Annotated in this window: 23 protein-coding genes and 2 pseudogenes; 6 read left to right on the top strand and 19 right to left on the bottom strand. The window is 32.8% G+C overall.

What is annotated here, in order from left to right; all coding sequences use genetic code 11:
- The first annotated feature begins 1 nt into the window (after position 1).
- Genes coaE through ACNO7W_RS14365 form a run of 3 tightly spaced genes read left to right on the top strand, consistent with a single transcriptional unit; the run spans position 2 to position 2,958 of the window.
- Positions 2-598 carry a dephospho-CoA kinase gene (coaE, locus tag ACNO7W_RS14375; RefSeq protein WP_417938649.1) on the top strand — a complete coding sequence of 199 codons (597 nt, stop codon included), beginning with the start codon at positions 2-4 and terminating at the stop codon, positions 596-598.
- A 59-nt stretch (positions 599-657) separates the two neighbouring features.
- Complete coding sequence (locus ACNO7W_RS14370) at positions 658-2,241, top strand: sensor histidine kinase (RefSeq protein ID WP_417938648.1); 1,584 nt, start codon at positions 658-660, stop codon at positions 2,239-2,241.
- Positions 2,242-2,244: 3 nt separating this feature from the next.
- On the top strand, positions 2,245-2,958 hold the full coding sequence (locus ACNO7W_RS14365; protein WP_143386527.1) for a response regulator transcription factor: 714 nt from the start codon (positions 2,245-2,247) through the stop codon (positions 2,956-2,958).
- A gap of 358 nt (positions 2,959-3,316) precedes the next feature.
- Here the strand turns inward: ACNO7W_RS14365 and ACNO7W_RS14360 are convergent, their stop codons facing one another.
- The 10 genes and pseudogenes from ACNO7W_RS14360 to ACNO7W_RS14315 all read right to left on the bottom strand — a co-directional run bounded on the left by ACNO7W_RS14360 (position 3,317) and on the right by ACNO7W_RS14315 (position 12,132).
- Positions 3,317-4,057, bottom strand: coding sequence for an acyl-[acyl-carrier-protein] thioesterase (locus tag ACNO7W_RS14360; protein ID WP_417938647.1), 741 nt, complete (start codon positions 4,055-4,057; stop codon positions 3,317-3,319).
- Positions 4,058-4,372: 315 nt separating this feature from the next.
- A complete protein-coding gene (miaA, locus tag ACNO7W_RS14355) occupies positions 4,373-5,293 on the bottom strand; it encodes a tRNA (adenosine(37)-N6)-dimethylallyltransferase MiaA (protein ID WP_417938646.1) in 921 nt (306 codons plus the stop codon).
- A 160-nt stretch (positions 5,294-5,453) separates the two neighbouring features.
- Positions 5,454-6,284, bottom strand: a complete 831-nt coding sequence (locus ACNO7W_RS14350; protein WP_417938645.1) for an ion transporter — start codon at positions 6,282-6,284, stop codon at positions 5,454-5,456.
- Between the two features lie 27 nt (positions 6,285-6,311).
- A complete protein-coding gene (locus tag ACNO7W_RS14345; RefSeq protein WP_417938644.1) occupies positions 6,312-7,673 on the bottom strand; it encodes an exonuclease domain-containing protein in 1,362 nt (453 codons plus the stop codon).
- A 108-nt stretch (positions 7,674-7,781) separates the two neighbouring features.
- A pseudogene (locus tag ACNO7W_RS14340) lies at positions 7,782-7,997 on the bottom strand (four helix bundle protein); the annotation flags it as partial.
- Between the two features lie 12 nt (positions 7,998-8,009).
- Positions 8,010-8,150, bottom strand: coding sequence for a hypothetical protein (locus tag ACNO7W_RS14335; protein WP_417938643.1), 141 nt, complete (start codon positions 8,148-8,150; stop codon positions 8,010-8,012).
- Positions 8,151-8,186: 36 nt separating this feature from the next.
- A complete protein-coding gene (locus ACNO7W_RS14330) occupies positions 8,187-8,855 on the bottom strand; it encodes a YggS family pyridoxal phosphate-dependent enzyme (protein ID WP_417938642.1) in 669 nt (222 codons plus the stop codon).
- Positions 8,856-8,892: 37 nt separating this feature from the next.
- On the bottom strand, positions 8,893-10,113 hold the full coding sequence (locus tag ACNO7W_RS14325; RefSeq protein ID WP_417938675.1) for a DUF1015 domain-containing protein: 1,221 nt from the start codon (positions 10,111-10,113) through the stop codon (positions 8,893-8,895).
- An 81-nt stretch (positions 10,114-10,194) separates the two neighbouring features.
- Positions 10,195-11,082, bottom strand: a complete 888-nt coding sequence (locus ACNO7W_RS14320; RefSeq protein WP_417938641.1) for a 3-hydroxyacyl-CoA dehydrogenase family protein — start codon at positions 11,080-11,082, stop codon at positions 10,195-10,197.
- A gap of 84 nt (positions 11,083-11,166) precedes the next feature.
- Positions 11,167-12,132 carry a Gfo/Idh/MocA family protein gene (locus ACNO7W_RS14315; RefSeq protein ID WP_143386518.1) on the bottom strand — a complete coding sequence of 322 codons (966 nt, stop codon included), beginning with the start codon at positions 12,130-12,132 and terminating at the stop codon, positions 11,167-11,169.
- A gap of 144 nt (positions 12,133-12,276) precedes the next feature.
- Between ACNO7W_RS14315 and ACNO7W_RS14310 the strand changes: the two genes are divergently transcribed.
- Positions 12,277-12,918 (top strand): protein-L-isoaspartate(D-aspartate) O-methyltransferase, encoded by a 642-nt coding sequence (locus ACNO7W_RS14310; RefSeq protein WP_143386517.1) that lies wholly within the window; start codon positions 12,277-12,279, stop codon positions 12,916-12,918.
- A gap of 217 nt (positions 12,919-13,135) precedes the next feature.
- On the opposite strand, the gene ACNO7W_RS14305 is transcribed toward ACNO7W_RS14310, so the two are convergent.
- A complete protein-coding gene (locus ACNO7W_RS14305; RefSeq protein ID WP_417938640.1) occupies positions 13,136-14,185 on the bottom strand; it encodes a Fic family protein in 1,050 nt (349 codons plus the stop codon).
- An 85-nt stretch (positions 14,186-14,270) separates the two neighbouring features.
- Positions 14,271-14,723 (bottom strand): SsrA-binding protein SmpB, encoded by a 453-nt coding sequence (gene smpB, locus ACNO7W_RS14300; RefSeq protein ID WP_143386515.1) that lies wholly within the window; start codon positions 14,721-14,723, stop codon positions 14,271-14,273.
- A gap of 69 nt (positions 14,724-14,792) precedes the next feature.
- Here smpB and ACNO7W_RS14295 point away from each other — a divergent pair, with 69 nt between their 5' ends.
- Positions 14,793-15,023: a VF530 family DNA-binding protein gene (locus ACNO7W_RS14295; RefSeq protein ID WP_143386514.1), complete on the top strand. Its 231-nt coding sequence runs from the start codon at positions 14,793-14,795 to the stop codon at positions 15,021-15,023.
- Between the two features lie 2 nt (positions 15,024-15,025).
- On the opposite strand, the gene ACNO7W_RS14290 is transcribed toward ACNO7W_RS14295, so the two are convergent.
- The 3 genes from ACNO7W_RS14290 to ACNO7W_RS14280 form a co-directional block, all read right to left on the bottom strand.
- On the bottom strand, positions 15,026-15,577 hold the full coding sequence (locus tag ACNO7W_RS14290) for a DUF3575 domain-containing protein (protein ID WP_417938639.1): 552 nt from the start codon (positions 15,575-15,577) through the stop codon (positions 15,026-15,028).
- Positions 15,578-15,723: 146 nt separating this feature from the next.
- Complete coding sequence (locus ACNO7W_RS14285; RefSeq protein WP_143386512.1) at positions 15,724-16,275, bottom strand: GNAT family N-acetyltransferase; 552 nt, start codon at positions 16,273-16,275, stop codon at positions 15,724-15,726.
- Between the two features lie 24 nt (positions 16,276-16,299).
- Positions 16,300-17,151: an aldose 1-epimerase family protein gene (locus ACNO7W_RS14280; protein ID WP_143386511.1), complete on the bottom strand. Its 852-nt coding sequence runs from the start codon at positions 17,149-17,151 to the stop codon at positions 16,300-16,302.
- Between the two features lie 172 nt (positions 17,152-17,323).
- Between ACNO7W_RS14280 and ACNO7W_RS14275 the strand changes: the two genes are divergently transcribed.
- Positions 17,324-19,588: a M1 family metallopeptidase gene (locus tag ACNO7W_RS14275; RefSeq protein ID WP_417938638.1), complete on the top strand. Its 2,265-nt coding sequence runs from the start codon at positions 17,324-17,326 to the stop codon at positions 19,586-19,588.
- Positions 19,589-19,661: 73 nt separating this feature from the next.
- Here ACNO7W_RS14275 and ACNO7W_RS14270 read toward each other — a convergent pair whose 3' ends face one another.
- The 4 genes and pseudogenes from ACNO7W_RS14270 to tnpA all read right to left on the bottom strand — a co-directional run bounded on the left by ACNO7W_RS14270 (position 19,662) and on the right by tnpA (position 22,789).
- Positions 19,662-20,702 (bottom strand): agmatine deiminase family protein, encoded by a 1,041-nt coding sequence (locus tag ACNO7W_RS14270; protein ID WP_417938637.1) that lies wholly within the window; start codon positions 20,700-20,702, stop codon positions 19,662-19,664.
- Positions 20,703-20,704: 2 nt separating this feature from the next.
- Positions 20,705-21,592, bottom strand: coding sequence for a carbon-nitrogen hydrolase (locus tag ACNO7W_RS14265; RefSeq protein ID WP_314897596.1), 888 nt, complete (start codon positions 21,590-21,592; stop codon positions 20,705-20,707).
- A 107-nt stretch (positions 21,593-21,699) separates the two neighbouring features.
- A pseudogene (locus tag ACNO7W_RS14260) lies at positions 21,700-22,023 on the bottom strand (KilA-N domain-containing protein); the annotation flags it as partial.
- A gap of 481 nt (positions 22,024-22,504) precedes the next feature.
- Positions 22,505-22,789: an IS200/IS605 family transposase gene (gene tnpA / locus ACNO7W_RS14255; RefSeq protein WP_417938636.1), complete on the bottom strand. Its 285-nt coding sequence runs from the start codon at positions 22,787-22,789 to the stop codon at positions 22,505-22,507.
- Positions 22,790-23,339 lie beyond the last annotated feature (550 nt).

Below are 23,339 nucleotides of genomic sequence, written 5' to 3'. Positions count from 1 at the left end.
TATGACAAAAATAATTGGTTTAACAGGCGGGATCGGAAGTGGAAAAACAACCATTGCAAATTATTTTCAATCATTTGGTATTCCTGTTTACATCGCAGATGACGAAGCCAGAAAAATTATGCAATCTTCAGAAATTATAGATGCAATTAAAAAGGTATTTGGAAATTCTGTTTTTGAAAATGATGTATTGAGTAGGGAAAAACTGGCTGAGATCGTATTCAATGGCCCTGAAAAATTAGAAGAACTAAATAAAATTATTCACCCTGCCGTAAAAAGACATTTTGATCAATGGCTTTTGCAACATGCAGCAGCACCATATATTATTTATGAAGCTGCCATTTTATTTGAAAGCGGAAATTATAAAAGGTGTGATTTAATTATAACTGTCACAGCACCAGTAGAATCAAGAATTCAAAGGGTTTTAGAAAGAGATAAGACTACACGCGAACTTGTTTTAAAACGAATAAACGCACAATGGACTGATGAACAACGCATCTCAAAAAGCGATTTTGTCATAGAAAATACTTCAATTGAAGCGGCAAAATTAGAAGTTGTTAAAATTCTTAAAATTTTAAAGATTAAACAAAACGAGTCTTAGATGTTAATGTTTGGTTAATGTATTATTTAATATATTGTTAAAATACTAATTTTGTCTCGATGAATAAACTTTTTTTTAGATTGCTCGTATTGTTGATGAGTTTGTCCCTGATAGGAATAATTCTTGTTCAGGTATATTGGTTTAATACCTCATTTAAAAACAATGATGAACAATTCAAATTTCATGTCAAGCAGGTTATTGGCAATGTAGCCGATAAATTGCAACAACAGGAAGCATACAGTTTTTATGATAAATACAATCATTATAAAGACAGTACTGGTAAGATTCCAAAAAAGAATGATTTATTAGAATTTTATTACGTTCAAAAGAATCCCAGAACGAATAAAACCATAATATATTCAAATAGTATCATATCTGAAGATTACAATATATCTTCAACGTTCTTTGATAAAAAATTTGACAATGAAAGGTTTAAGAGTTTTAATTCTAAACGCGTTACCGAAGTTTATAACAATAACAATATAGATAATTCAGGTGTTCAACAAAGTTTAATACCAGATGTTAGGATTGAAAAATCCGGAAATTTAGATGTTTTAGATAATGCGCAATTTGAAATTTTCTTTAAAGATATTGCATCCGCAATGCCTCTTGAAGAAAGAGTTTCAAAAGAATTATTACGTAAATTGATAAAAAAAGAACTAGAGGAATATGGTGTAAATACAAAATTTGAATTTGGCATATACAGCAATAATTTGGCTACTAAAATAAAATCGGATGATTTTAAATATGATAAAGAAGCCACGTATTCGATTCCAATATTTAATGATAATGAAGGAAATAGTAAATACCAATTATTGGTTACTTTTCCTCATAAAAAGAAATTCTTGTTATCTGAACTCGTTAGTATAACCGTACTTTCGATCATATTTACGCTTATTATTATTATTGCTTATTCAAGTGCATTGAACCAATTGATTCGTCAACGTCACATATCAGAAATAAAAACAGATTTCATCAACAATATGACGCATGAGTTTAAAACTCCTATAGCAACTATTAATTTGGCTTTGGACGCAATAAAGAATCCAAAAATAATTGATGATAAGGAAAAGGTTTTTAGATACCTTCAAATGATTAGAGATGAAAATAAACGAATGCACGCGCAAGTTGAAAATGTTTTAAGAATCTCTAAACTGGAGAAAAAAGAATTAGACATTAATAAAGATTCTAATAACATTCACGATGTTATTAATGATGCTATCGAGCATGTGAATTTGATTTTAGAAGACAGAGAAGGAACAATTACAAGTCATTTTGACGCCAATAGAACTACTGTATTAATAAATGATGTGCATTTTACGAATGTGCTTGTTAATATTTTAGAAAATGCAATAAAATATTCCCCAAATGTTCCGGAGATTGATGTTTTTACCGAAAATGTTAAAGACATGGTTATTATTAAAGTAAAGGATAATGGTCTAGGAATGAGTAAAGTGGCTCAAAAAAGAATTTTTGAAAAATTTTATAGAGAACATACAGGAGATATACATAATGTTAAAGGCCACGGACTAGGTTTAGCGTATGTAAAAAGAATAGTTGAAGACCATAACGGTCAAGTTTATGTAGAAAGTGAAAAGGGAAAAGGCAGTACCTTCATAATAAAATTACCATTAATAAATTAGAACATGGAAAATGTAAATAAAAAAATACTTTTAGTTGAAGATGACCTTAATTTTGGTGCAGTACTAAAAGATTATTTAATGCTAAATGATTTTGATGTCACTTTAGCGAAAAATGGGATGGAAGGATTTGAAAAGTTCAAAAAAGATACTTATGATTTATGTATTCTGGATGTAATGATGCCATATAAAGATGGTTATACACTGGCTAAAGAAATCAGAGAAAAGAATAATGAAGTGCCAATTATTTTCTTGACAGCAAAATCGATGAAAGAAGATGTGTTGAAAGGATATAAAGCAGGTGCTGATGATTATCTGAACAAGCCTTTTGATTCAGAAGTATTGTTGATGAAAATCAAAGCCATTATTCAAAGAAAATCTTCTGATATAAAAGCAGAGCAAGTACAATTTGAATTTAATATTGGTAAATTCCATTTGAATTCTAAACTTCGTTTTCTAACATATGATAATGAAGAACCAATAAAATTGTCTCCAAAAGAGAATGAATTATTGAAAATGTTGATTCTTCACGAAAATGATTTAATGCCAAGAGAATTGGCCTTGACAAAAATATGGAGAGATGATAACTACTTTACTTCGAGAAGTATGGATGTGTATATCGCTAAGCTGAGAAAATATTTGAAACTGGATGAAGATGTTGAAATCTTAAACATTCACGGCGAAGGTTTTAGATTAGTTGTAAAAAATAAAGTAGCATAAAAAAGAGCTTCCTTTGGCTACCGTCTGGACACAAATATTCAGACGAAATTTTAGCCACGAATTTCACTAATTTACTCGAATTAATTGAGTAAATTAGTGAAATTCGTGGCTGTCTTTTTTATAATATCATAAAATCGGTGTAAATCTTTTCAATCTGTGTTATCTGTGTCCTTTTTAAACTTGTGTCCAGACGATAGCTTCCTTTGGTCGCTTTTTTTCTTTGGGAAATGTGGGTTTTTATTTCAAAATGCTTTTCACTTCAAATGAAATTCTGAACACCAAATAAAAATATTAACTTAGTGAAGTAATCAGGGTTATTCGTATCGGTTAACATCATCCATAATTTGAAGATAATTATTTATTTCCAATTCAATTGTAAAGCGAAGCTGGTTTTATCCTCTTTTGTAATACTAAATATAGTTTCACTTTCAGAAATATTTTCATGAATGATTACTTTATCTTTTAAAGACAATTCTTTAAGGAAATTCATTTCAAAACTTTTAACTGCTTGATTCAGAATTAATTTTTCGTCAACCAAATCCAAACACCATTCCAGGTATTTTACATTATTGACATGATTTACAATATCTAAATCCGACAAGAACACGTTTTTTTCAAAAACTATCTCTTTTTCATGATTGAAATTAATCTTAGAAAATCCTTCCTGAGTAGCTCTTTTTTCTGGATATAATTCAAAATGTTCAAACGGTAAAGCGAATCCTTCCGGTCTGCGGGTTTTCGTGTTGAAAACGGCCCAAAAAGTCTCAGAACCTACAAATTTTTCTCCATTCACATGCATTTCTAAAGCACGTACCGAACGGGAATTTTCTAGCGAATTGATCCACGTTTTCACGGTTACAATATCTCCCCATTTTGGTAATTTAGTAATTTCAACACGCATTCTGCTCAAAACCCAAGCCTGATTGAATTCCTGCATATCCAAAAAACTAATCCCGCCAATTTCCGAATGTGCCGCTGCTGTTAACTGCAAAATATTACACAAGTCAGTGTATTTTAAAAATCCATTTGGTGCGCATTGAGTAAAATTGATTTCCCAGTCTTTGCTTAAAATGGAAGTGAAATTTGGAGCTATTGGCATATAAATAATTATGAATTACGAATTTGTATTCTTAGATTTAGGATTTATTTTAAAATGAGGATAAAACAATTTAAAGTTTATTATTATAAAAATGAATAGAATTACACCCAAAAAGACAAAGCTTTTAGTATCTAAATTTTTAAAATTTGGTTGTTCAATTTTAATTTGCAAAGCTATTGAATATGGAATTATCAAATATAAAGTAAAAATTAAAAATAAAACTTTACCAATTAGTTTTAGTGCTTTCATACCGATATGTCCTCTATGTGAATTATAATTTTTGGAAAACAGTCTAAAATTGTTTCCTAGTTTTTGTTAGCTTTTATTTTTTTTGATGTAATCTACAATAACTTCATAAGGAGTTTCAAAATCAAACCATTTTGTGTTTTCATTTCTCTTAAACCAAGTCAACTGTCGTTTAGAAAATCTTCGTGTGTTTTTCTTTATTTCTTCAATGGCGAATTCTAATGAAATTTCTCTGTCAAAATAACTAAATAATTCTCTATAACCCACGGTTTGTAAAGCATTCAATTCCTTGTTTGGAAATAATTTTTTCGCTTCAGCCAATAAACCTTCGTTCATCATGATGTCAACACGTTGATTGATACGGTTGTAAATTATCTTTCTGTCAGCTTCGAGACCTATTAAAATAGGAGTGAAGTTTCGAGTGTTTTGTTTCTGGTTTAAAAAAGAAGAATACGGTTTTCCTGAACCCAAACATACTTCCACAAAACGCATCATTCGTTGTGGGTTTTGCAAAGTTTGAGGATTTTCGATTGACAAGCTTTTATAATAATCGGAATCTAGTGTTTCTAGTTTTTGTTGTAAATATCCAATCCCTAATTTTTCATAATTAGCTGTTATTTCTGAGCGGACTGCCGAGTCGATTTCAGGAAATTCATCAAAACCTTTTAAGATAGCATCGACATATAAACCAGAACCACCAACCAGAATCGCATAATCATTGGTCAAAAATAATTCATTGAGTTTGGCAATGGCTTCCTTCTCAAAATCACCAACGGTATAATTCTCGAATATGGATTTATTTTGGATGAAATGATGGGGTGCTGTTTCTAATTCTGCTTTGCTTGGCACAGCAGTTCCAATGGTCATTTCCTTAAAAAATTGTCGGCTGTCACAGGAAATAATGTCACATTTAAAATAATTAGCTAATACAATACTCAAGGAAGTTTTTCCTATAGCCGTAGGTCCGATAATAGTTATTAGGTATTTCATGTTTTTTAGCCCAGGTGGAAACGAAAACCCCGGAGTTATGAAAGTTCTTTTTTCGTGGTGTAAAAGAGCGACCAAAGGAAGCTCCTTTTATGCCTTAGAAAAACAACTTGAATAACGAGGAGTTGCAGTGTACAACTGGAATTAGCTTTAAATTAATAGATTATAAATCTGCACCACAATGATAGCAGTATTTTGCGTTATATTTATGTCCTTCGGTTCCACAACTAGGACATGGGTTGATTTTATCAGCTCTATTTTTTTTACGATTGTTGTTAGCAAATTCAGCGGTGACAATTCCCGTAGGTACTGCAATAATGCCGTAACCCATTATCATTACTGCCGAGGCGATGGCTTGTCCCAGTGGAGTTATGGGTGAAATATCTCCGTATCCTACCGTTGTCAGCGTTACAATTGTCCAGTAAATACTGATAGGAATGCTGGTAAAACCACCCTCTTCTCCTTCAACGATATACATTACGGAGCCTATTATTATGCTGCTGATTAACATGAAATATATGAAAATAAGTATTTTCCCTCGACTGGCAATCAAGGCTTCTTTTAAATGAATGGATTGGCTAGAAAATTTCGGATGTTTTAAAATCTTAAATAACCGCAATAATCTAAGGGCTCGAATGACCGTTAAAACACTTGCTCCTACAAAAAAGAATGATAAATACATTGGTAAAATAGCTATCAAATCAATTATCCCGTAGAAACTGAAAATATATTTTATGGGTTTTTTTATGGAAATAATTCTAAGAATGTATTCTAAAGTAAAGAAAATCGTAATAATCCATTCCAATACAATAAGTTCATTGTGGTACTTTGTATCAAAACCTTTGACCGTTTCGAGCATAACTATGATGACACTCAACACAATAATTCCTAAAAGAATGAGGTCAAATAATCGTCCGGAAGCCGTATTTGTTCCGTAGATTACGACATTGGTTTTTTGTCTAAAACTGTCGAATTTTGATTTTATTCTTTGCATATTTGTTTAGGGACTAATAGAATGCGATTAAAATCTTATAATTTTTAGTGTTTTGCTTTTTCGAACATGGCCTTGAATAATATTACGTATATCGCAATTGTTTTGCATCGGTATTATAATATTTTTAAGGATTTCGATGTTGTTGATTTGATAATTTAAATCATAAAAAGCATATCCTTTATAAATTCCATTTTCTATCAAAACCGCACTGCGTTCGTTGATGGTTCTTCCTCTGTCTATAAGCACCATGTTTTGATTTTCGAAACTGTTTTTGTCTATAAAACCCTGAACTCTTGCGTTGTATTCTTCAGCAGAAATCTCTCCTATACAAGCACCGTCACACTCTTTTATATTGTATTGAAAACAATTTGTTTTTGAAACATACAAACCAGTTAACTTTTGACACAAATTATAATGGGAAGTAATTCTGAACAACGCATTTTTTCCTTCTTGCAGGGAAGTGAATGAGGTGATTTCTTTTTTTCTGCCATCCGCTTTCTGAAGTTTCAAATTAAGATATCCCTTTTCATCTTTTTCGGCATATAAAGCCAATTGGAAAATGCTTTTTCTTTGCGTCCGATTATGGATTGGTTTGTTGACTTTTATTTCTTCACTTTCTTTCAATAAAGCAATTAATTCGCTTCCGGTTTCATCATACGTTACTGTGAAAACTTCGGCTTGAATTTTTTTGCATTTAGCAGAAGTTCCCGTAAAATGTTGGTTGATACGTTTTTTGATGTTTCGGCTTTTGCCAATATAAATTAGATTCCCCTTTTCATTGTGAATGTAGTACGTACCAGTTTTGGCTGGTAAACTTGCGACAATATCTAATAATTTTGGAGCAATTCCTTTTTCGATTTCTAGCTTAATGAAATCTTTTACAATTTCTTTTTCTAAATCTTTCTCCAAAAGCATTTTGAATAATTTTACCGTTGCCATTGCATCGCCACTGGCTCTATGTCTGTCAGCCATTGGTATTCCAAGGGCACGAACCAGTTTTCCTAAACTATAGGATTGTTGTTCCGGGATTAATTTTTTGGATAATTCAACAGTACAAAGTGTTCTGGCTTCAAAATCATATCCTAATCGTCTGAATTCGGTTCTTAAGATTCTGTAATCAAAGGAAGCATTATGAGCGACAATGACACAATCATTAGTCATTTCGATAATGCGTTTCGCAACTTCAAAAAACTTGGGAGCAGAACGCAACATGGCATTATTAATCCCAGTCAGTTTCACTACAAAAGGCTGAATTGGAATTTCAGGATTAACCAAACTGATGAATTGATCTACAACCTCATGACCATCAAATTTATAGATGGCGATTTCGGTGATTCCTTCTTCGTTGAATTGTCCTCCAGTGGTTTCTATGTCGAGTATTGCGTACATTTTCAATATCAAATTCAAAAATCAATATCAATTACAATTTTAAAAAACGAATTACAATTTTATCATTTTAAAAATTGAAAATTGTAATTGCTATTGCCATTGAAAAAATTATTTTTTGTTAATTATCATTTTTGAAGCTATTGCGATAAGTTCTTCAACTTCTGTCAAAAGCCATTTTCTTTCTTCTAAATCTCCTGCTTTAATATAATCAAGAACTTTTAATGAATTTCTGGACTCTTTCAATTCTTTAACAGACAATGAAACTTTGAAAATGAAATCTTTACTAGTTATTGTACCTTGAGCTTCTCCGTAATTAAGAGCCGAACTGCCAGAGGATCAAATCAGTTGATTTTTATAATAATCGAGTTCAAATGTTTTTTCTAATTTTCTGACAAAGAAAATACTTTCACCAGCAAAACGAACCAAACGATCTTCAAAATTGTAAATTTTATCAAAATTAGGTTCGTTAACGTCCATCTTTGTTTCATTTTTTTATTGAAATTGCCATTGAATTTATCTTCCTCCAAAGATACTACTTCCTATTCGAACCATTGTGCTTCCACACTCAATTGCGAGTTGATAGTCGCCAGACATTCCCATTGATAACGTAGAGACGCACTGCAGTGCGTCTTTACTTGATGCATCTTTACGTAATCCATCAAAAATCGATTTCAAATGAGTGAATTCTTTTCTAATTTGGTCTTTATTATCCGTAAAAGTAGCCATTCCCATTAATCCAACGATTCGAATGTTTTTCATTTCCTGAAATTCATTTGAAGAAAGGAGAGAAGTGAGTTCTTCCTCGTCGAGACCAAATTTAGTTTCTTCTTCTGCTATATGTATTTGTAATAAACAATCGATAACTCTATTGTTTTTTTGTGCCTGTTTATTGATTTCTTGTAATAATTTCAAACTATCCACTCCATGAATCAAGCTCACAAATTGTGCCATAAATTTGACTTTATTTGTCTGGACGTGACCGATCATATGCCATTGAATGTCTTTGGGCATTTGTTCCCATTTCTCCGCCATTTCCTGAATTTTGTTTTCTCCAAAAATACGTTGACCGGCTTCATATGCTTCCATTAAATCAGCAACGGGTTTGGTTTTTGAAACCGCAACGAGGGTTACGTGTTCTGGTAAAGTAGATTTTATCGAAAGTAAATTTTTAGCTATTGACATTTTTTTAATCTTTTAATTTATTTTTTAAAATATGAAATCAAAGTTCATAAATTACTAAACCACTTCTGAACTTTGGTTCGATATAAGTACTTTTTGGAGGCATAATTAAATTGGCATCAGCCAAAGCTTTGATTTCTCCAATATTTGAAGGGAATAATATGAAGCCTATTTCAAATTCTCCTTGGTCAATTTTATGTTTTACTTCTAATACGGATTGTTTTCCGGACACGTATTCAATGCGTTCGTCATTGCGTAAATCTTTGATGGCGAGTAGCGGCAAGAGTACTTTTTTATAAAGAATTTGCGTGTCTAAACTATCTAAGGCTGTATTGAAAAAAGCATTTTCTTTACGTAAAATTAAGCTATAAAATTCATTGTCAAGATACATTCCGAACTGATGTTTTTCAGCAGGTTTAAATGGCTGTTGGTGTTTATTTTCAATAATAAAATTCTTATTCAATTCTTTGATGAAATCCTCTTTTGAATAACCATTTAAATCTTTTATTAAACGATTGAATTCGTATATTTTGACGTTATTTTCGGAAATTAAATAACTTAATATATAATCTTTTGCAGCGTTTTCTGGATTTTCATTTTCCTCAGACAATAATTTTAAAGCTTCAGTGCGATGGTGACCATCTGCGATATAAAGACTTTCTGTTTTTGCAAATATATTCTGTAGCCAATCTATTTCTAAAGAATCTTCAATCTTCCACAAGTAATGTATTTCTTTTTCGGTAGTCGAAAATTCAAAATCGGCTAATTTTTGAGTACAATTAAAAATCCAATTTTCTATTGTTTTATTGTCGGGATACGTCATCAAAACTGGTTCTGTATTGAACTCTGAATATTTCATATAGTCTTTAAGCAATTTGACTCTAAAAGCTAAAATGTCTTCGTGTTTTTTTATGATATTGTTGCGATAGTCCTCTACACTTGTCCCAACAATAAGTCCTGTAAAAGAATGGGTTTTGGTTATAATTTTATGAATATAAATAGCAGGTTTTTTATCTTTGACTAAAATAATCTCATTTTTGAATTCCTGATATTTTTGATGTACCTGTCGGTATCTTTTTTCAAAAGAAACGGTTTCCTGATTGGTATAAGCAGGTTTTAGAATATGTAAAAAGGATAATGGATTAAAATCCAATTGCGCAGCCAGTTCAGCCGCTGAATATTCATCGTATGAACGACAAGTTACAAGACATACCTTATCACGAGTGGGACGAACTGCTTTGAAAGGAACTATTTTGGCCATAATTATGTCAAAAGTCAAAAGTCTTAAAGTCGAATGTCTAAAGAAACTCACTTTAAGACTTTCGACTTTTAAACATTTAGACTATATAAATTGTTTAGCAATCTTCTCCGCTTTTTTGCTTTCAGAATAATCGTAGAAACCTTCTCCGGTTTTCACTCCCATTTTTCCGGCACGAACCATGTTTACCAATAGTGGGCAAGGGGCATATTTTGGGTTTTTGAATCCCTCGTACATTACATTTAAAATAGCTAAACAGACATCCAATCCAATAAAATCGGCTAGTTGTAAAGGTCCCATAGGGTGTCCCATTCCTAGTTTCATAACGGTGTCAATTTCATAAACACCAGCTACTTTGTTGTATAGCGTTTCGATAGCTTCATTAATCATTGGCATCAAAATTCTATTGGCAACAAAACCAGGATAGTCGTTTACTTCAACAGGCGTTTTTCCTAGTTTTTCGGATAAATCCATAATGATTTTAGTTACTTCATCACTTGTATTGTAACCACGAATGATTTCTACTAATTTCATAATAGGCACCGGATTCATAAAGTGCATCCCAATAACGCGCTCCGGATGTGCTACAACGGCTCCAATTTGTGTGATGGAAATGGAAGAAGTATTGGTTGCCAAAATCGTATTGTGAGAACAAGCTTCGTTTAATTGCTTGAAAATATTCAGTTTTAATTCAACATTTTCCGTAGCTGCTTCAATCACTAAATCAACGCCTACAACGCCATCTTTGATATCTGTGTAAGTAATTATATTAGTAATTGTTTTTACAACATCTTCTTGTGTGATGGTTCCTTTTGTGAGCATTCGGTCTAAATTGGCAGCAATTGTTGCCATTCCTTTATCCAAAGATTGCTCTGAAACATCAATTAATTTTACGGTAAAACCACTTTGGGCAAAAGTATGGGCAATTCCGTTACCCATTGTTCCTGCTCCGATTACAGCTATTGTTTTCATTTATATTTTGGTTTAAAGTTTAAAGTTCAAGATTTAAAGTTACCTTAGAGAAACTTTAAATCTTGAACTTTAAACTAATTTTATTTATTTTTTAAAACAATCAATAATTTGGTAAGCTACTCTTAGAGCTTCTGTTGCTTGCTCTAATGTTACAACAGGAATAGTGTCATTGTTGATTGCATCAGCAAATGATTCTAATTCGTCAAGAATAGCGTTGTTTTGTTCCACATCAGGATTTGAAAAATAGATTTGTTTTTTTACACCTTCCGCATTTTGTAAAATGATATCAAAATCACCAGGAACTTCCGGAGCATCTTTCATCTTTACCACTTCACATTTCTTTTCAAGGAAATCAACTGATATGTAGGCATCTTTTTGGAAGAAACGGGATTTACGCATGTTCTTCATCGAAATTCTGCTCGCAGTTAAATTAGCAACACAACCATTTTCGAATTCAATTCGGGCATTAGCAATATCCGGAGTTTCACTTATAACCGAAACACCACTGGCACTAATGTTTTTCACTTTGGATTTTACAACGCTCAAAATAGCATCAATATCATGAATCATCAAATCAAGAACTACGGGAACATCCGTACCACGAGGATTGAATTCCGCCAAACGGTGCGATTCAATAAACATCGGATTCTCGATCATGTTTTTGGTTGCAATAAATGCAGGATTGAAGCGCTCTACATGACCTACCTGTCCTTTGACATTGTATTCTTTGGCTAAAGCGATTATTTCTTCAGCTTCTTCAACAGTTGTAGAAATGGGTTTTTCAATAAAAACGTGTTTTCCCGATTTGATGGAAACTTTGGCACATTTGTAATGAGAAAGCGTAGGAGTAACGATGTCTATAACGTCAACAGCGTGAATTAATTTGGCTATAGTATCAAATTGTTTGTAGCCAAATTCAGCAGCTATTTTGGCTCCATTTTCGAAATTTTCATCATAAAAACCAACCAATTCATATTTTTCTGATTGTTGTAATAAACGCAAATGTATTTTTCCTAGATGACCGGCACCTAATACTCCAATTTTCAGCATAATTATGTAATTTGTACAAAAATAGCAATAAATTGATTAATTTTTTATTGATAATGAACAATTATTTAATGTATTTTAAATTCAATTTTCAATATTTGAAATTAGAAATTGTTTTCTATTTTTACCAAAATAAAATATCAAATTTTGAAAGACACAGCCAAACATCAAGGACTTCGGAATCAATTAGTAAGCGTTCTAGAACAAAAAGGCATTACTGATAAAAGTGTTTTGGATGCGATAAAAAAAATCCCAAGACACCTATTTTTAAATTCCAGTTTTGAAGATTATGCCTATCAAGATAAAGCATTTCCCATTGGAGCAGGCCAAACCATTTCTCAACCGTATACAGTAGCTTTTCAATCCCAATTATTAGAAGTGAAAAAAGAACATAAAATTTTGGAAATCGGAACAGGTTCAGGGTATCAAACGGCTGTTTTGTATACCATGGGAGCAAAAGTTTTTAGCGTAGAAAGACAAAACGAATTGTTTAAGAAAACTTCTGTTTTATTTCCAAAATTAGGTATTCGTCCCAAACATCTTTCTTTTGGAGATGGATACAAAGGATTGCCAAGTTACGCGCCTTTTGATAGTATTATTGTAACTGCAGGAGCTCCATTTATTCCTCAGCCTTTGATGGCACAGTTAAAAATAGGAGGAAGGTTGGTTATTCCGTTAGGAGAAGATGTCCAAATTATGACTTTACTAATAAGAAAAAACGAAACACAATTTGAGAAACATGAGTTTGGTGAATTCCGATTCGTCCCATTATTAGAAGATAAAAATTAAAATAGAAACCTGCATTTAGCCTACCGTCTGGACATAAATATTCAAACGAAATTTTAGCCCCGAATTTCACTAATTTACTCGAATTAATTCGTGAAAATTAATGAAATTCATAGCTCTCTTTTTTATAATATCATAAAATCTGTGTAAATCTTTTTAATCTGTATTATCTGTGTCCTATTTTAAATTGTGTCCAGACGGTAGGTATTTAGCGGGTTTTTTATTGACCAATAATACTTAGGTAACGTTCTAGGCTTTCTTTTTCCATTTGAGCAATAAACAGTAAAAAGTCTTCTTTGTTATTTTTGGTTTGAGCTGTTTCTAGTGCTTGGTAGTATTGTATTCTACTGTCATAATCGCCTTTTATATTAGCGATGATGTAGCCATGTTGCAATAAAACCAAATTCATAACCAAGCGTGACGTTCTGCCGTTTCCATCGATAAATGGATGAATGGCGACTAAACGTTCGTGTACTTCGGCAGCCAAAACTATAGGATGAAGACTGTTTTTATTGGTTTCGAACCAAATGAAAAAATCTTCCATTTCTTTGGCAACCAGAAAAGGTTGTGGTGGCATATGGCTACTTCCTTGTATCATCACTTGTACTTTTCTATAGCGACCCGCATCTTCCGGATGAATACCTCTTAAAATAAGATTGTGAATAGAAAGGACTTCACGTTCATTTATGGAAGTGTTTTTTTGCATTAAATCTTTGATATAAGCAATCGCTTCCTGATGATTAATTATTTCAAGATGTTCCCGCATACTTTTGCCCGAAATAGTCAAACCTTCATTGATAACCAAATCAGTTTCCCGAAGCGTCATGGTGTTTCCTTCGATACGGTTACTTTCATAAGTATATTCTAATTCTAATGCCTGAGTAATTCGATAACTATCAAACGCTCTAAAAGAATCCAATTTTGTCTTCAAGGAATCTATTTCGTCTAAAATTTTTTGCAATGTTGTCGATAGCTTTTTCTTAGAAGATTTACTTTGATATCTTATTTCTTCCTCTGCAACCAGTAATGCTTTTAATGCAAATTCATCTTGACCTATTTCATAAAGAATTTTTTCTTTAAGCCAAGCTACCATTATAGTTTCTATATCTATTTCAAGTAAAGCCGCAAGTTTTAAAACTTGATCTCTGGTGGGTTTTCTGTTGCCACTTTCAAATTTACTAATCAATGCTTGATCAATTCCTAAAAGTTGAGCCACTTCTCTAGTTTTGAGTCCTTTATGTTCTCTTGCATTTTTGAGTAGTGTTTTCATTTCATAAAAAATGTTTTAAATTGTCTTGACAAATTTAGTCATTTTGTTTTGATAAAAAAATATAATTTTAGACTTAAAATATAATTTAAAATGATTTTTTTATTCTGTCAAGATCACGTTTGGTGTCTTGTTCTTTAAGGGATTCGCGTTTGTCATAGGTTTTTTTTCCTTTGCAAAGACCAATTTGTAGTTTGGCCATTCCTTTTTCATTGGTAAACAATTTCAAAGGAATAATGGTTAGTCCTTTGGCCTGAACGCTTTTGATCAATCCTTTCAATTCTTTTTTATTCAAAAGTAATTTACGTTCGCTTCTGGCTTTGTGGTTGAATTGATTTCCAAAAGCGTATTCTTCAATGTAAGTATTGATGGCAAAAAGTTCGTTGTTACTAAATTCACAAAAACTCTCTGTAATATTAGCTTTTCCTAATCGAATGGATTTAATTTCAGTTCCTGCCAAAACAATTCCAGCAGTAAATGTCTCGATTATTTCATAGTCGAATTTGGCTCTTTTATTGTAGATATTTATTGTTTTCAGCATAGGAATACAAAGGTAGAAACAAATCTACGAAACACCAATTGTTTTTATATAAATACTTAAATTTGCAAAATGGAAAATTCGAAATCAAAAGACCCTTTACACGGAATAACACTTCAAAAAATTGTTGAACAATTAGTCGAATATTATGGATTTGATACTTTGGGAGAACTCATAAAAGTTAAATGTTTTACGGATAATCCAACCATAAAATCCAGTCTGACTTTTTTACGAAAAACTGATTGGGCTAGAAAACAAGTAGAAGACTTGTACATAAAATCATTGCCTAAATTACTGAAATAGGTTTAATTTAATTTGTAAGAAACCATTACGCCCCCTCTGTATGGGATCCATTCCCCGCTTTTGTTATATTTTTTAGCAGTTTCATAACGTTCGTTAGTACCAATATAATATCCTTTATAGAAACCTTGACTAGAGCCACCACCTAAAAAGCAATCTAACACAAACTTATCATTTATTTTAGCTTGATATCCAATAGTTGCTCCCATAAGATATCCAAATCCCTTTTCATACTTATCTGTATTTAAATAATTCCATTTTTGGAAATTAAATATACTGGCTCCAATATGTGCTCCAACATAAAAGCCATTATATTTTTCACGAAAATGATAGCGATATTCAGGTATAAAAGTGTAAAACTGTCTTGGTTTACCATTTATAGATTTCCAAGGTGAGACTAAAATATCAAATTGAAAAGAAGATTTTTTTCCAATACTGGTTTCAATACCCACATTGGGAATAGTGAAAGGAGTAGTTAATGCATTTACTTTTACATAGGTTTGACTTTGTGAATGAATCGAAAAGAAAAGGATAAAAAATATAAGTATTTGTTTCATAAAAGTAATTTAACCAGCTTCTATTTCATTAAAGAAATTAGTTTTGGCGACAAATATAGAAACATTTGATTTAAGAAATTTCCTGTTTTATTTTTTAAGAAATTTTTGTGATTTTAAAAAATTAGAAAATATTCATTGTTTAAAGATTAGTATTTATTCAAAATGGAATAAATAACAGTATCCAAAAAGCGACCTTCAAAAAATTCATTTTCTTTTAAATGGGCTTCTTTTACAAAACCATTTTTTTCTAAAACTTTCTCAGACCCATGATTCTCAGGGGCAATTATTGCTTCAATAGAATGAAGTTTCATTACTTTAAAACCATAATTAACAGCTTCTTTTACAGCTTCAGAAATGATGCCTTTTCCATTAAATTCAGGAAGTAACATATAACCAATCTCTGCACGAAAATGTTCCGGTTTTATTCGGTAATGACCAATAAGGCCAATGAGTTTTGGATTATCTTTAAGCGTAATTCCCCAATTGATTCCTTCGTTATTTTCGATTTTAGTATCAATCATAGCAATGTGTTCTAAGGCATCTTCAGTAGTTTTTACTAAAGGTCTGGGAATATATTTCATGGTTTCCTGGTTAGAACGTAAAGCGAAAATTTCGTTTACATCATTCTCATCAACACGTCTTAATAATAGACGCTCGGTTTCCAGATTTGGAAAAGGATTAAAATTTATGGTTAACATATTTTATTGATTTTTTTGTACAAATTAAAGGATTTCGATGCTGAATTTCGATTTGAAAGTGTCTTTTTCTTGCAGAATTTGAATGCCTTCTTTTTCAAATAGATTTCCAAAATTTTCGTTAGTATCCGAATAACCGAACCAAGGTTCGATGCAAAGAAAGGGCGCATTCATTTTTGTCCAAATTCCTAAACTTGGAAAATCTTCGAAATGTACTCTTAAAATCGGATTTTCATTTTCCAAAATTGTCAATGAATTGGATTCTAATGTTTTGAAAATTAAGGCGTCATTTTTGAATAATTCGTAAGTCAATGGAATTCGTTTGTTTTGAGCTTCTAATTTTTTTGTTTTATTTGAAATCAAATCATTTTCCAAAAGATAATATTCCAAAGTTTCGTCTTTTTCGAATGCAATGGAATAATTTTCGAATTTCCCCGGCAAAGCAAAAGCGGGATGTGCTCCAATAGAAAAAGGCATCGGTGATTTTCCGTTATTGATAACTTTATATTCAATACCTAAATTATTTTCTTCCAATGTATAAATGATTTGCAATTCAAATGCAAATGGATACATTTTTAGCGTTTCTTCAGAAGATTGTATCGAAAAAGTAGCGCTATTTTCCTTTTTATCAACTAATTCAAACTCCATATCTCTGGCAAAACCATGACGGGATAAATGATATTCGATTCTACCGTAATGAAAGGAATTGTTTTTTAAAGTTCCAACAATTGGAAATAAAATGGGAGAGTGTTTGCCCCAAAAATCAGGATTTCCCTCCCAAATATATTCTTTGTTCAAATTAGTTTTTAAGGAAACTAATTCAGCTCCTAAGTGCTTAATTTCCGCGTTTAGATTCGAGTTTTTAATCGTAGTTGTCAAAATGGTTTTTCAGTTAATTTAAAATTGATTTTAAATGGTAAATATATTTTATAATTTTTAATAATAATTGGGATTACGTCTAATTTTATTTTTTTTTAAATTCAATCAATTCTTTCGAAATAGTTTAAAATTCTCTTTTTTTTCATTTATTTGTGATATAAACAACAAAAAAATGAAAAACATTCGCTTCAGAGTCATTCTACATTTGACTTTATTATTGGGAATTACGTCTATTTGGGCGCAACAAACTCCTTCAAATGCAACGATTAACGAAGTTTCAAAGTATGATTACCATGATGCTTTTGCTCCGTTTTTTTATACCAAAAACGGAACAAGTACCCGTTCAGCAAGTGGTCAGCCGGGAGCTGAATATTGGCAAAACAGAGCCGATTATAAATTATCGGCGAAATTGGATGAAAAAAACAACGAAATTACAGGAACTGGGATCATCACTTATACTAACAATAGTCCTGATAAAATGGCTTTTGTTTGGATGAACTTGGACCAAAATTTATTTAAGTCAGATTCCCGTGGAAATGCAGTTGTTCCTATTACAGGAAGCCGAAATGGGGCGCAAGGTCAAATTTTTGACGGTGGGCATAAAATAAAATCGGTGAAAGTGATTTCAATAAACAAAGGTAAATCAACAGAAACGGAGGCTAAGTACCTTATTAGTGATACTCGTATTCAGGTTTTCCTTCCGAAAGGATTGAATGCCAAAGGTGGAACCGTGAAAATCAAAATAGACTTTTCATTTATTGCTCCTTTTGAAGGTTCGGATCGTATGGGTGTTTTGGAGACTAAAAACGGTAAAATTTTTACTATAGCCCAATGGTATCCTCGCATGTGTGTGTATGATGATGTAAGAGGCTGGAACGTAAATCCATATTTAGGAGCTTCGGAATTTTATTTGGAATATGGCGATTTTGAAGTGAATATTACAGCGCCATCCAATCATATTGTAGTTTGTTCCGGTGAATTGCTAAACCCTACGGCAGTTTATACAACCGAAGAGCAAAAGCGGTTGGTTCAAGCGAAACTAAGTGATAAAACAGTTTTTATTCGTACTGCTGAGGAAGTTGGAAATTTGTCAAAAACAATTTCTAAAACGACTAAAACATGGAATTATAAAATCAAAAATGCTCGTGATGTTTCCTGGTCGTCTTCGGCTGCATTTATTTTGGACGCCGCAAAAATCAATTTGCCAAGTGGAAAAAAATCATTGGCTATCTCCGTTTATCCGGTAGAAAGTGCAGGAAATGATGCTTGGGGACGTTCAACAGAATATACTAAAGCTTCCATAGAAAATTATTCTAAAAGATGGATGGAATATCCTTATCCAGCAGCTACAAATGTGGCAGGTAATGAAGGTGGAATGGAATATCCGGGAATCGTTTTTTGTAGTTGGGAATCGAAAGGGGAAGATTTATGGGGCGTTACGGATCACGAGTTTGGACACATTTGGTTTCCTATGATTGTCGGTTCAAACGAGCGTTTGTTTGCCTGGATGGACGAAGGGTTCAATACTTTTATCAATTCGCTAAGTGCTGTAGATTTTAATAATGGCGAATACAAACCAAAACCTTCGGATTTACATTTATATGCGGATTATTATACCAATCCAAAGAATGAAACAATAATGAGTTCACCCGATAATATGAAAGAAGCCAACATAGGTCTTTTATGTTATTCTAAACCTAGTGCAGGGTTGGTGATTTTGCGTGAACAGATTTTAGGGCCGGAACGTTTTGATTTGGCTTTACGTACTTATGTAGAACGTTGGGCATACAAACATCCGACACCAGATGATTTCTTCAGGACAATTGAAAACGTTGCGGGAGAAGATTTAAGTTGGTTTTGGAGAGGCTGGTTTCAAAACAATTGGCGTTTAGACCAAGGAATCAACTCGATTAAATATATAAAAAATGATCCAAAACAAGGAGTTATAATTTCAATTGATAACTTAGAAAAAATGGCCATGCCGGTTATTTTAGATATAAAAACTAAAAGCGGAATGGTAACCCGAGTTAAATTACCGGTTGAAATTTGGCAAAGAAACATTGACTGGTCATTCAAGCACAATTCTACCGAGGAAATTGAAAGCATTACAATAGATCCAGATCACGTATTTCCTGATAGTAACGAAAACAACAATATTTGGACATCATCGGTAGGTATGATTGATGTTGACATTATCTTAGATGAATATTTAGGAACCTATTCTAATAAAAATGTTCCAATAAAAATTGTGTTTTCAGAAAAGAACAATGTTCTAAATGTTGCAATGACTGATTATCCAAAGTTTACTGTTGAACGTATTGCAAAAGATACTTTCGAGTCTAAACAAGCAGGAATTACATTTCAATTTAATGAAAGTAAAACAGGATTAGACATGATTTTGAGTGATAGGCAGAAAATACCTTTTACTAAAGAGTAATTAACAATTTTAAGATAAAAAAACACCAACATAATGTTGGTGTTTTTTTATGCAACAGCAAAAGCTTGATTTTTTATTCTGGGATTTGTTGGCTCAGACAATGTAACGTTCCAAAACCCCAAATGAAATCGGTAGCGCTAATTCCGATGATTTCTCTATCAGGAAAACATTCTGAAAGTATGTTTAAAGCGATTCTGTCATTACTGTCATTAAAAGTAGGAACCAAAACACAATTGTTCAAAATCAGGAAATTAGCATAACTGGCTGGCAATCTCAATCCATCAAATTCCAAACGTTTAGGCATTGGTAAAACCACAATTACAGGTGATTTACCATTTTCTAATTTGGCATTTTGCAAACGTTTTAAATTGTCCTGCAACGGTTTGTAGTTATTGTCTTTAGGATTTGGTTCTACAATAGTCACAATAGTATCTTCGTTTACAAATCGGCATAAATCATCAATATGTCCGTGAGTATCATCGCCTTCAATTCCGTCGCCTAACCAAATTACATTGGTAATTCCAAGATATTCCTTGAAAATCGCTTCGTAATCTGCTTTAGTGAAATTTGGATTCCGAACCTGAATATCAGGATGTATTAAGCATTCTTCCGAAGTCAACAAAGTACCTCTTCCATTCGTATCAATAGCTCCGCCTTCAACAATAACCGGTTTTCCGTTGTATACAACTTGGGTAACAGGAATATTTAGAAATTCTCCCACTTTAGCAGGAACAAATTTGTCTAATTGAATGTTTTTATACTTTGCCCAACCATTAAAATTAAAGTTTAATGCTTCTCTTTCGTTTCCGTTTTTAACGATTATTGGACCCGAATCACGCATCCAACTTCTATTGGTTTTATGAATGATATAAGAAATATTTGATAGATCAACATGAGCTGTTTCCAACATTTCGGATACTTTTCTTTTCAGGTTTTCATCGGCAACCACTAAAAATACTTGCTCGAAAGTAGCCACTTTTTTTATGAATTCGACAAAAGCCCATTGTACGGCTTCGTATTTTCCTGGCCAATCCTTGCCATTGTGCGGAAAACAAAGCAAAATGCCTTGTTGTTTTTCCCATTCGGCAGGAAATCTTCTATTATTTGTAGTCATAATTAGTCGATTGCTCTTTTTGTTATATCACCAAAAGCATCTATTCTTCTATCTCTGAAGAATGGCCAGTTCTGACGTACATTTTCTTGTAAATCCAAGTCTACTTCAGCAATTAAAATCTCTTCTTTGTCGTGTGAGGCTTGTGCCAAAATTTCGCCTTGTGGTCCCGCAATAAACGAAGAACCCCAAAACTGAATTCCCGCTGTATCAGGTAAGTATTGCTCTAATCCAATTCTGTTTGCTGCTGCAACATAAACGCCATTTGCAACCGCATGTCCTTTCATTACACTCATCCAGGCACCATGTTGATTTTCACCATATTGCTCTTTTTCTTGTGGATGCCAACCAATTGCTGTTGGGTAAAATAAGACTTCAGCACCTTTTAAAGCCGTCAAGCGAGCTGCTTCAGGATACCATTGATCCCAACAAATAAGCGTTCCAATTTTTCCTTTTTGAGTCGGAATAGTTTTGAAACCCAAATCACCAGGCGTGAAATAGAATTTTTCATAAAAATGGGGATCATCCGGAATGTGCATTTTGCGATACAATCCCGCTTCCGATCCATCCGTATCAATAATATAAGCGCTGTTATGGTAAATGCCCGCCATTCTTTTTTCGAAGAAAGGAACAATAATAACGACTCCCAATTCTTTTGCCAAAGCGCTAAAAGCAATAAACGAAGTGCTGTATAATGGTTCTGCCAAAGCAAAATTATCTACATCTTCGCTTTGACAAAAATAATGACTGCTGTATAATTCCGGCAACGAAATGACTTCGGCACCAAGGTTGGCGGCATCACGAACCCAACTCAAGCATTTTTTCAAGTTGTTTTCGGCAATATCGTTAAGATTCAATTGAATGACCGCTATTTTGTATTTCTTGTTTGGCATGACTAAAAAATTAGACTGCAAAAATAGGGATTTTTATAAAGAGTATAAAATAGGGGTAATGTGTTTTTTAGGTTTTAAATAGTTTTTAGGTATATCTTATTGGATTTTTAAGAACTATTTAGAAGTAGTGAGACTTCGGAGAGCGGATAAAACTTAAATTCGGCACTCAGCCAACTGGCAAATTCAAAGGCGATGTCTTTATGTGCAAAGGTACCGCCGTATCTTCCAGTTTTAGACACAATACCTATGGCTTTAGTGGCCTCTATCCATCTTTTTGGAGTAAGTGAAAAACTATTTGAACCCGACATGTTTTTAATTCCATCGAATTCGATGGAATTAAAAAGGGGATTATTAAAACGCTCCCAAAGACCGATGAATTCAATAGTACTTCTATTCCGCAACCAGTTTTGCAAAATATAATCACCCAAGGCTCTGCAAAGTCTCCCGACTTTGCATTTTTTTAAATGTTCTTGAAAAACGTAAGAGTAATAAAAGTCTCCCGACTTTTTCCGAGAAGACCTTTAAGCATCTCGTTGTGTTGGTATATCCGTGTCATGGTTTATTCTGATAGTGAGTTTACTTCGTTCTTTGCAATGACTTTGATTGTAGATTTGTATTACTTGCTCAGCGTGTGTGGCGAAGTCGGGAGACTTCGCAGAGCACAAAGCGACGAACACTTCGGGGAGCGGTGAGCAGGAGAGCGGAACATTTTGTGGTCTGGTCGGCTCGGGTCATATCAGATCCTCAAAAATATACCTTTCATCAAACGGCACTTCAAACTTATCTAAAAACGCCAAATATTCCTCTTTGAAGGCCTGTTTCTTATGATGCTCTTCCTGATTGGCAATATATTTATAAACAGTATCAACTTGGGAATGGCTATAAGAAAAAACACCATAACCTTCCTGCCATTCAAATCTTGATTTTGTCAGTCAGTTGATGGTCATTGATATATTTGGATGATTTTGCCTTAACGGTTTTCATTAATTCTGAAATAGAAACTACTGGTTTCAATCCCAAGAAACAATGCACGTGATCTTCAACACCATTAACAATAATGGTTTTGCATCCGGTTTCATTAATCAAATTACCAATTACGCCCATTAGGATTGATTTCCATTCCTTACTAATTACGGCTTCTCGGTACTTTACTGCAAAAACTGCTTGAATGTAAACTTGATGATAGGTATTTGCCATTTTTTATATTTTAGATGAATCTTTATTCGTTTTTATTTACATCAATGGATTAAATCCGTTGATACAAGATGTGCCGTTCCTACGGAACTTTTTATCCGTTTTGTTTTTAACACCAACGGATTAAAATCCGTTGCTACAATATGTGCCGTTCCTATGGAACTTTTACATACGTCTCAGAGCCATCGGCTCGACCCATTTTGTAAGGCTGGACTTTAGTCCAGTTGACACAACGGAACTCCAGCATCACAAAGAGCCATCGGCTCGGCACATATCACTACTACACCAACTACCCACTAAACTCCTTTTTCAATATTCAATATTCAATATTCAATATACTCTGTCTAAATAAACTCGAATCATAATACTTATATACCATTTTAACTTTAACTTTATTTTTTTGAATTAAGGAGACTTCGGAGAGCTGGAAATTACATTTTATTGGTCCCAAAAGTAGTTAAAACTATGCACTTTAGTGCATTTCGCTTTTAGCTTCTAAAAATGTACATTTGAAATATGGATTTTCAAAGAACAAATGGACATACAGTATCAA

The organism is Flavobacterium sp. ZB4R12 (genome assembly GCF_048276375.1).
Taxonomy (GTDB): Bacteria; Bacteroidota; Bacteroidia; order Flavobacteriales; family Flavobacteriaceae; genus Flavobacterium; species Flavobacterium gawalongense.
This window is presented reverse-complemented; position numbering and strand designations above follow the sequence as displayed.

Coding starts and splice junctions, on each gene's coding strand:
- coaE (WP_417938649.1), top strand. CDS start 2: ATGACAAAAATAATTGGTTTAACAGGCGGGATCGGAAGTGGAAAAACA.
- ACNO7W_RS14370 (WP_417938648.1), top strand. CDS start 658: ATGAATAAACTTTTTTTTAGATTGCTCGTATTGTTGATGAGTTTGTCC.
- ACNO7W_RS14365 (WP_143386527.1), top strand. CDS start 2,245: ATGGAAAATGTAAATAAAAAAATACTTTTAGTTGAAGATGACCTTAAT.
- ACNO7W_RS14360 (WP_417938647.1), bottom strand. CDS start 4,057: ATGCCAATAGCTCCAAATTTCACTTCCATTTTAAGCAAAGACTGGGAA.
- miaA (WP_417938646.1), bottom strand. CDS start 5,293: ATGAAATACCTAATAACTATTATCGGACCTACGGCTATAGGAAAAACT.
- ACNO7W_RS14350 (WP_417938645.1), bottom strand. CDS start 6,284: ATGCAAAGAATAAAATCAAAATTCGACAGTTTTAGACAAAAAACCAAT.
- ACNO7W_RS14345 (WP_417938644.1), bottom strand. CDS start 7,673: ATGTACGCAATACTCGACATAGAAACCACTGGAGGACAATTCAACGAA.
- ACNO7W_RS14335 (WP_417938643.1), bottom strand. CDS start 8,150: ATGGACGTTAACGAACCTAATTTTGATAAAATTTACAATTTTGAAGAT.
- ACNO7W_RS14330 (WP_417938642.1), bottom strand. CDS start 8,855: ATGTCAATAGCTAAAAATTTACTTTCGATAAAATCTACTTTACCAGAA.
- ACNO7W_RS14325 (WP_417938675.1), bottom strand. CDS start 10,113: ATGGCCAAAATAGTTCCTTTCAAAGCAGTTCGTCCCACTCGTGATAAG.
- ACNO7W_RS14320 (WP_417938641.1), bottom strand. CDS start 11,082: ATGAAAACAATAGCTGTAATCGGAGCAGGAACAATGGGTAACGGAATT.
- ACNO7W_RS14315 (WP_143386518.1), bottom strand. CDS start 12,132: ATGCTGAAAATTGGAGTATTAGGTGCCGGTCATCTAGGAAAAATACAT.
- ACNO7W_RS14305 (WP_417938640.1), bottom strand. CDS start 14,185: ATGAAAACACTACTCAAAAATGCAAGAGAACATAAAGGACTCAAAACT.
- smpB (WP_143386515.1), bottom strand. CDS start 14,723: ATGCTGAAAACAATAAATATCTACAATAAAAGAGCCAAATTCGACTAT.
- ACNO7W_RS14295 (WP_143386514.1), top strand. CDS start 14,793: ATGGAAAATTCGAAATCAAAAGACCCTTTACACGGAATAACACTTCAA.
- ACNO7W_RS14290 (WP_417938639.1), bottom strand. CDS start 15,577: ATGAAACAAATACTTATATTTTTTATCCTTTTCTTTTCGATTCATTCA.
- ACNO7W_RS14285 (WP_143386512.1), bottom strand. CDS start 16,275: ATGTTAACCATAAATTTTAATCCTTTTCCAAATCTGGAAACCGAGCGT.
- ACNO7W_RS14275 (WP_417938638.1), top strand. CDS start 17,324: ATGAAAAACATTCGCTTCAGAGTCATTCTACATTTGACTTTATTATTG.
- ACNO7W_RS14270 (WP_417938637.1), bottom strand. CDS start 20,702: ATGACTACAAATAATAGAAGATTTCCTGCCGAATGGGAAAAACAACAA.
- ACNO7W_RS14265 (WP_314897596.1), bottom strand. CDS start 21,592: ATGCCAAACAAGAAATACAAAATAGCGGTCATTCAATTGAATCTTAAC.
- tnpA (WP_417938636.1), bottom strand. CDS start 22,789: ATGGCAAATACCTATCATCAAGTTTACATTCAAGCAGTTTTTGCAGTA.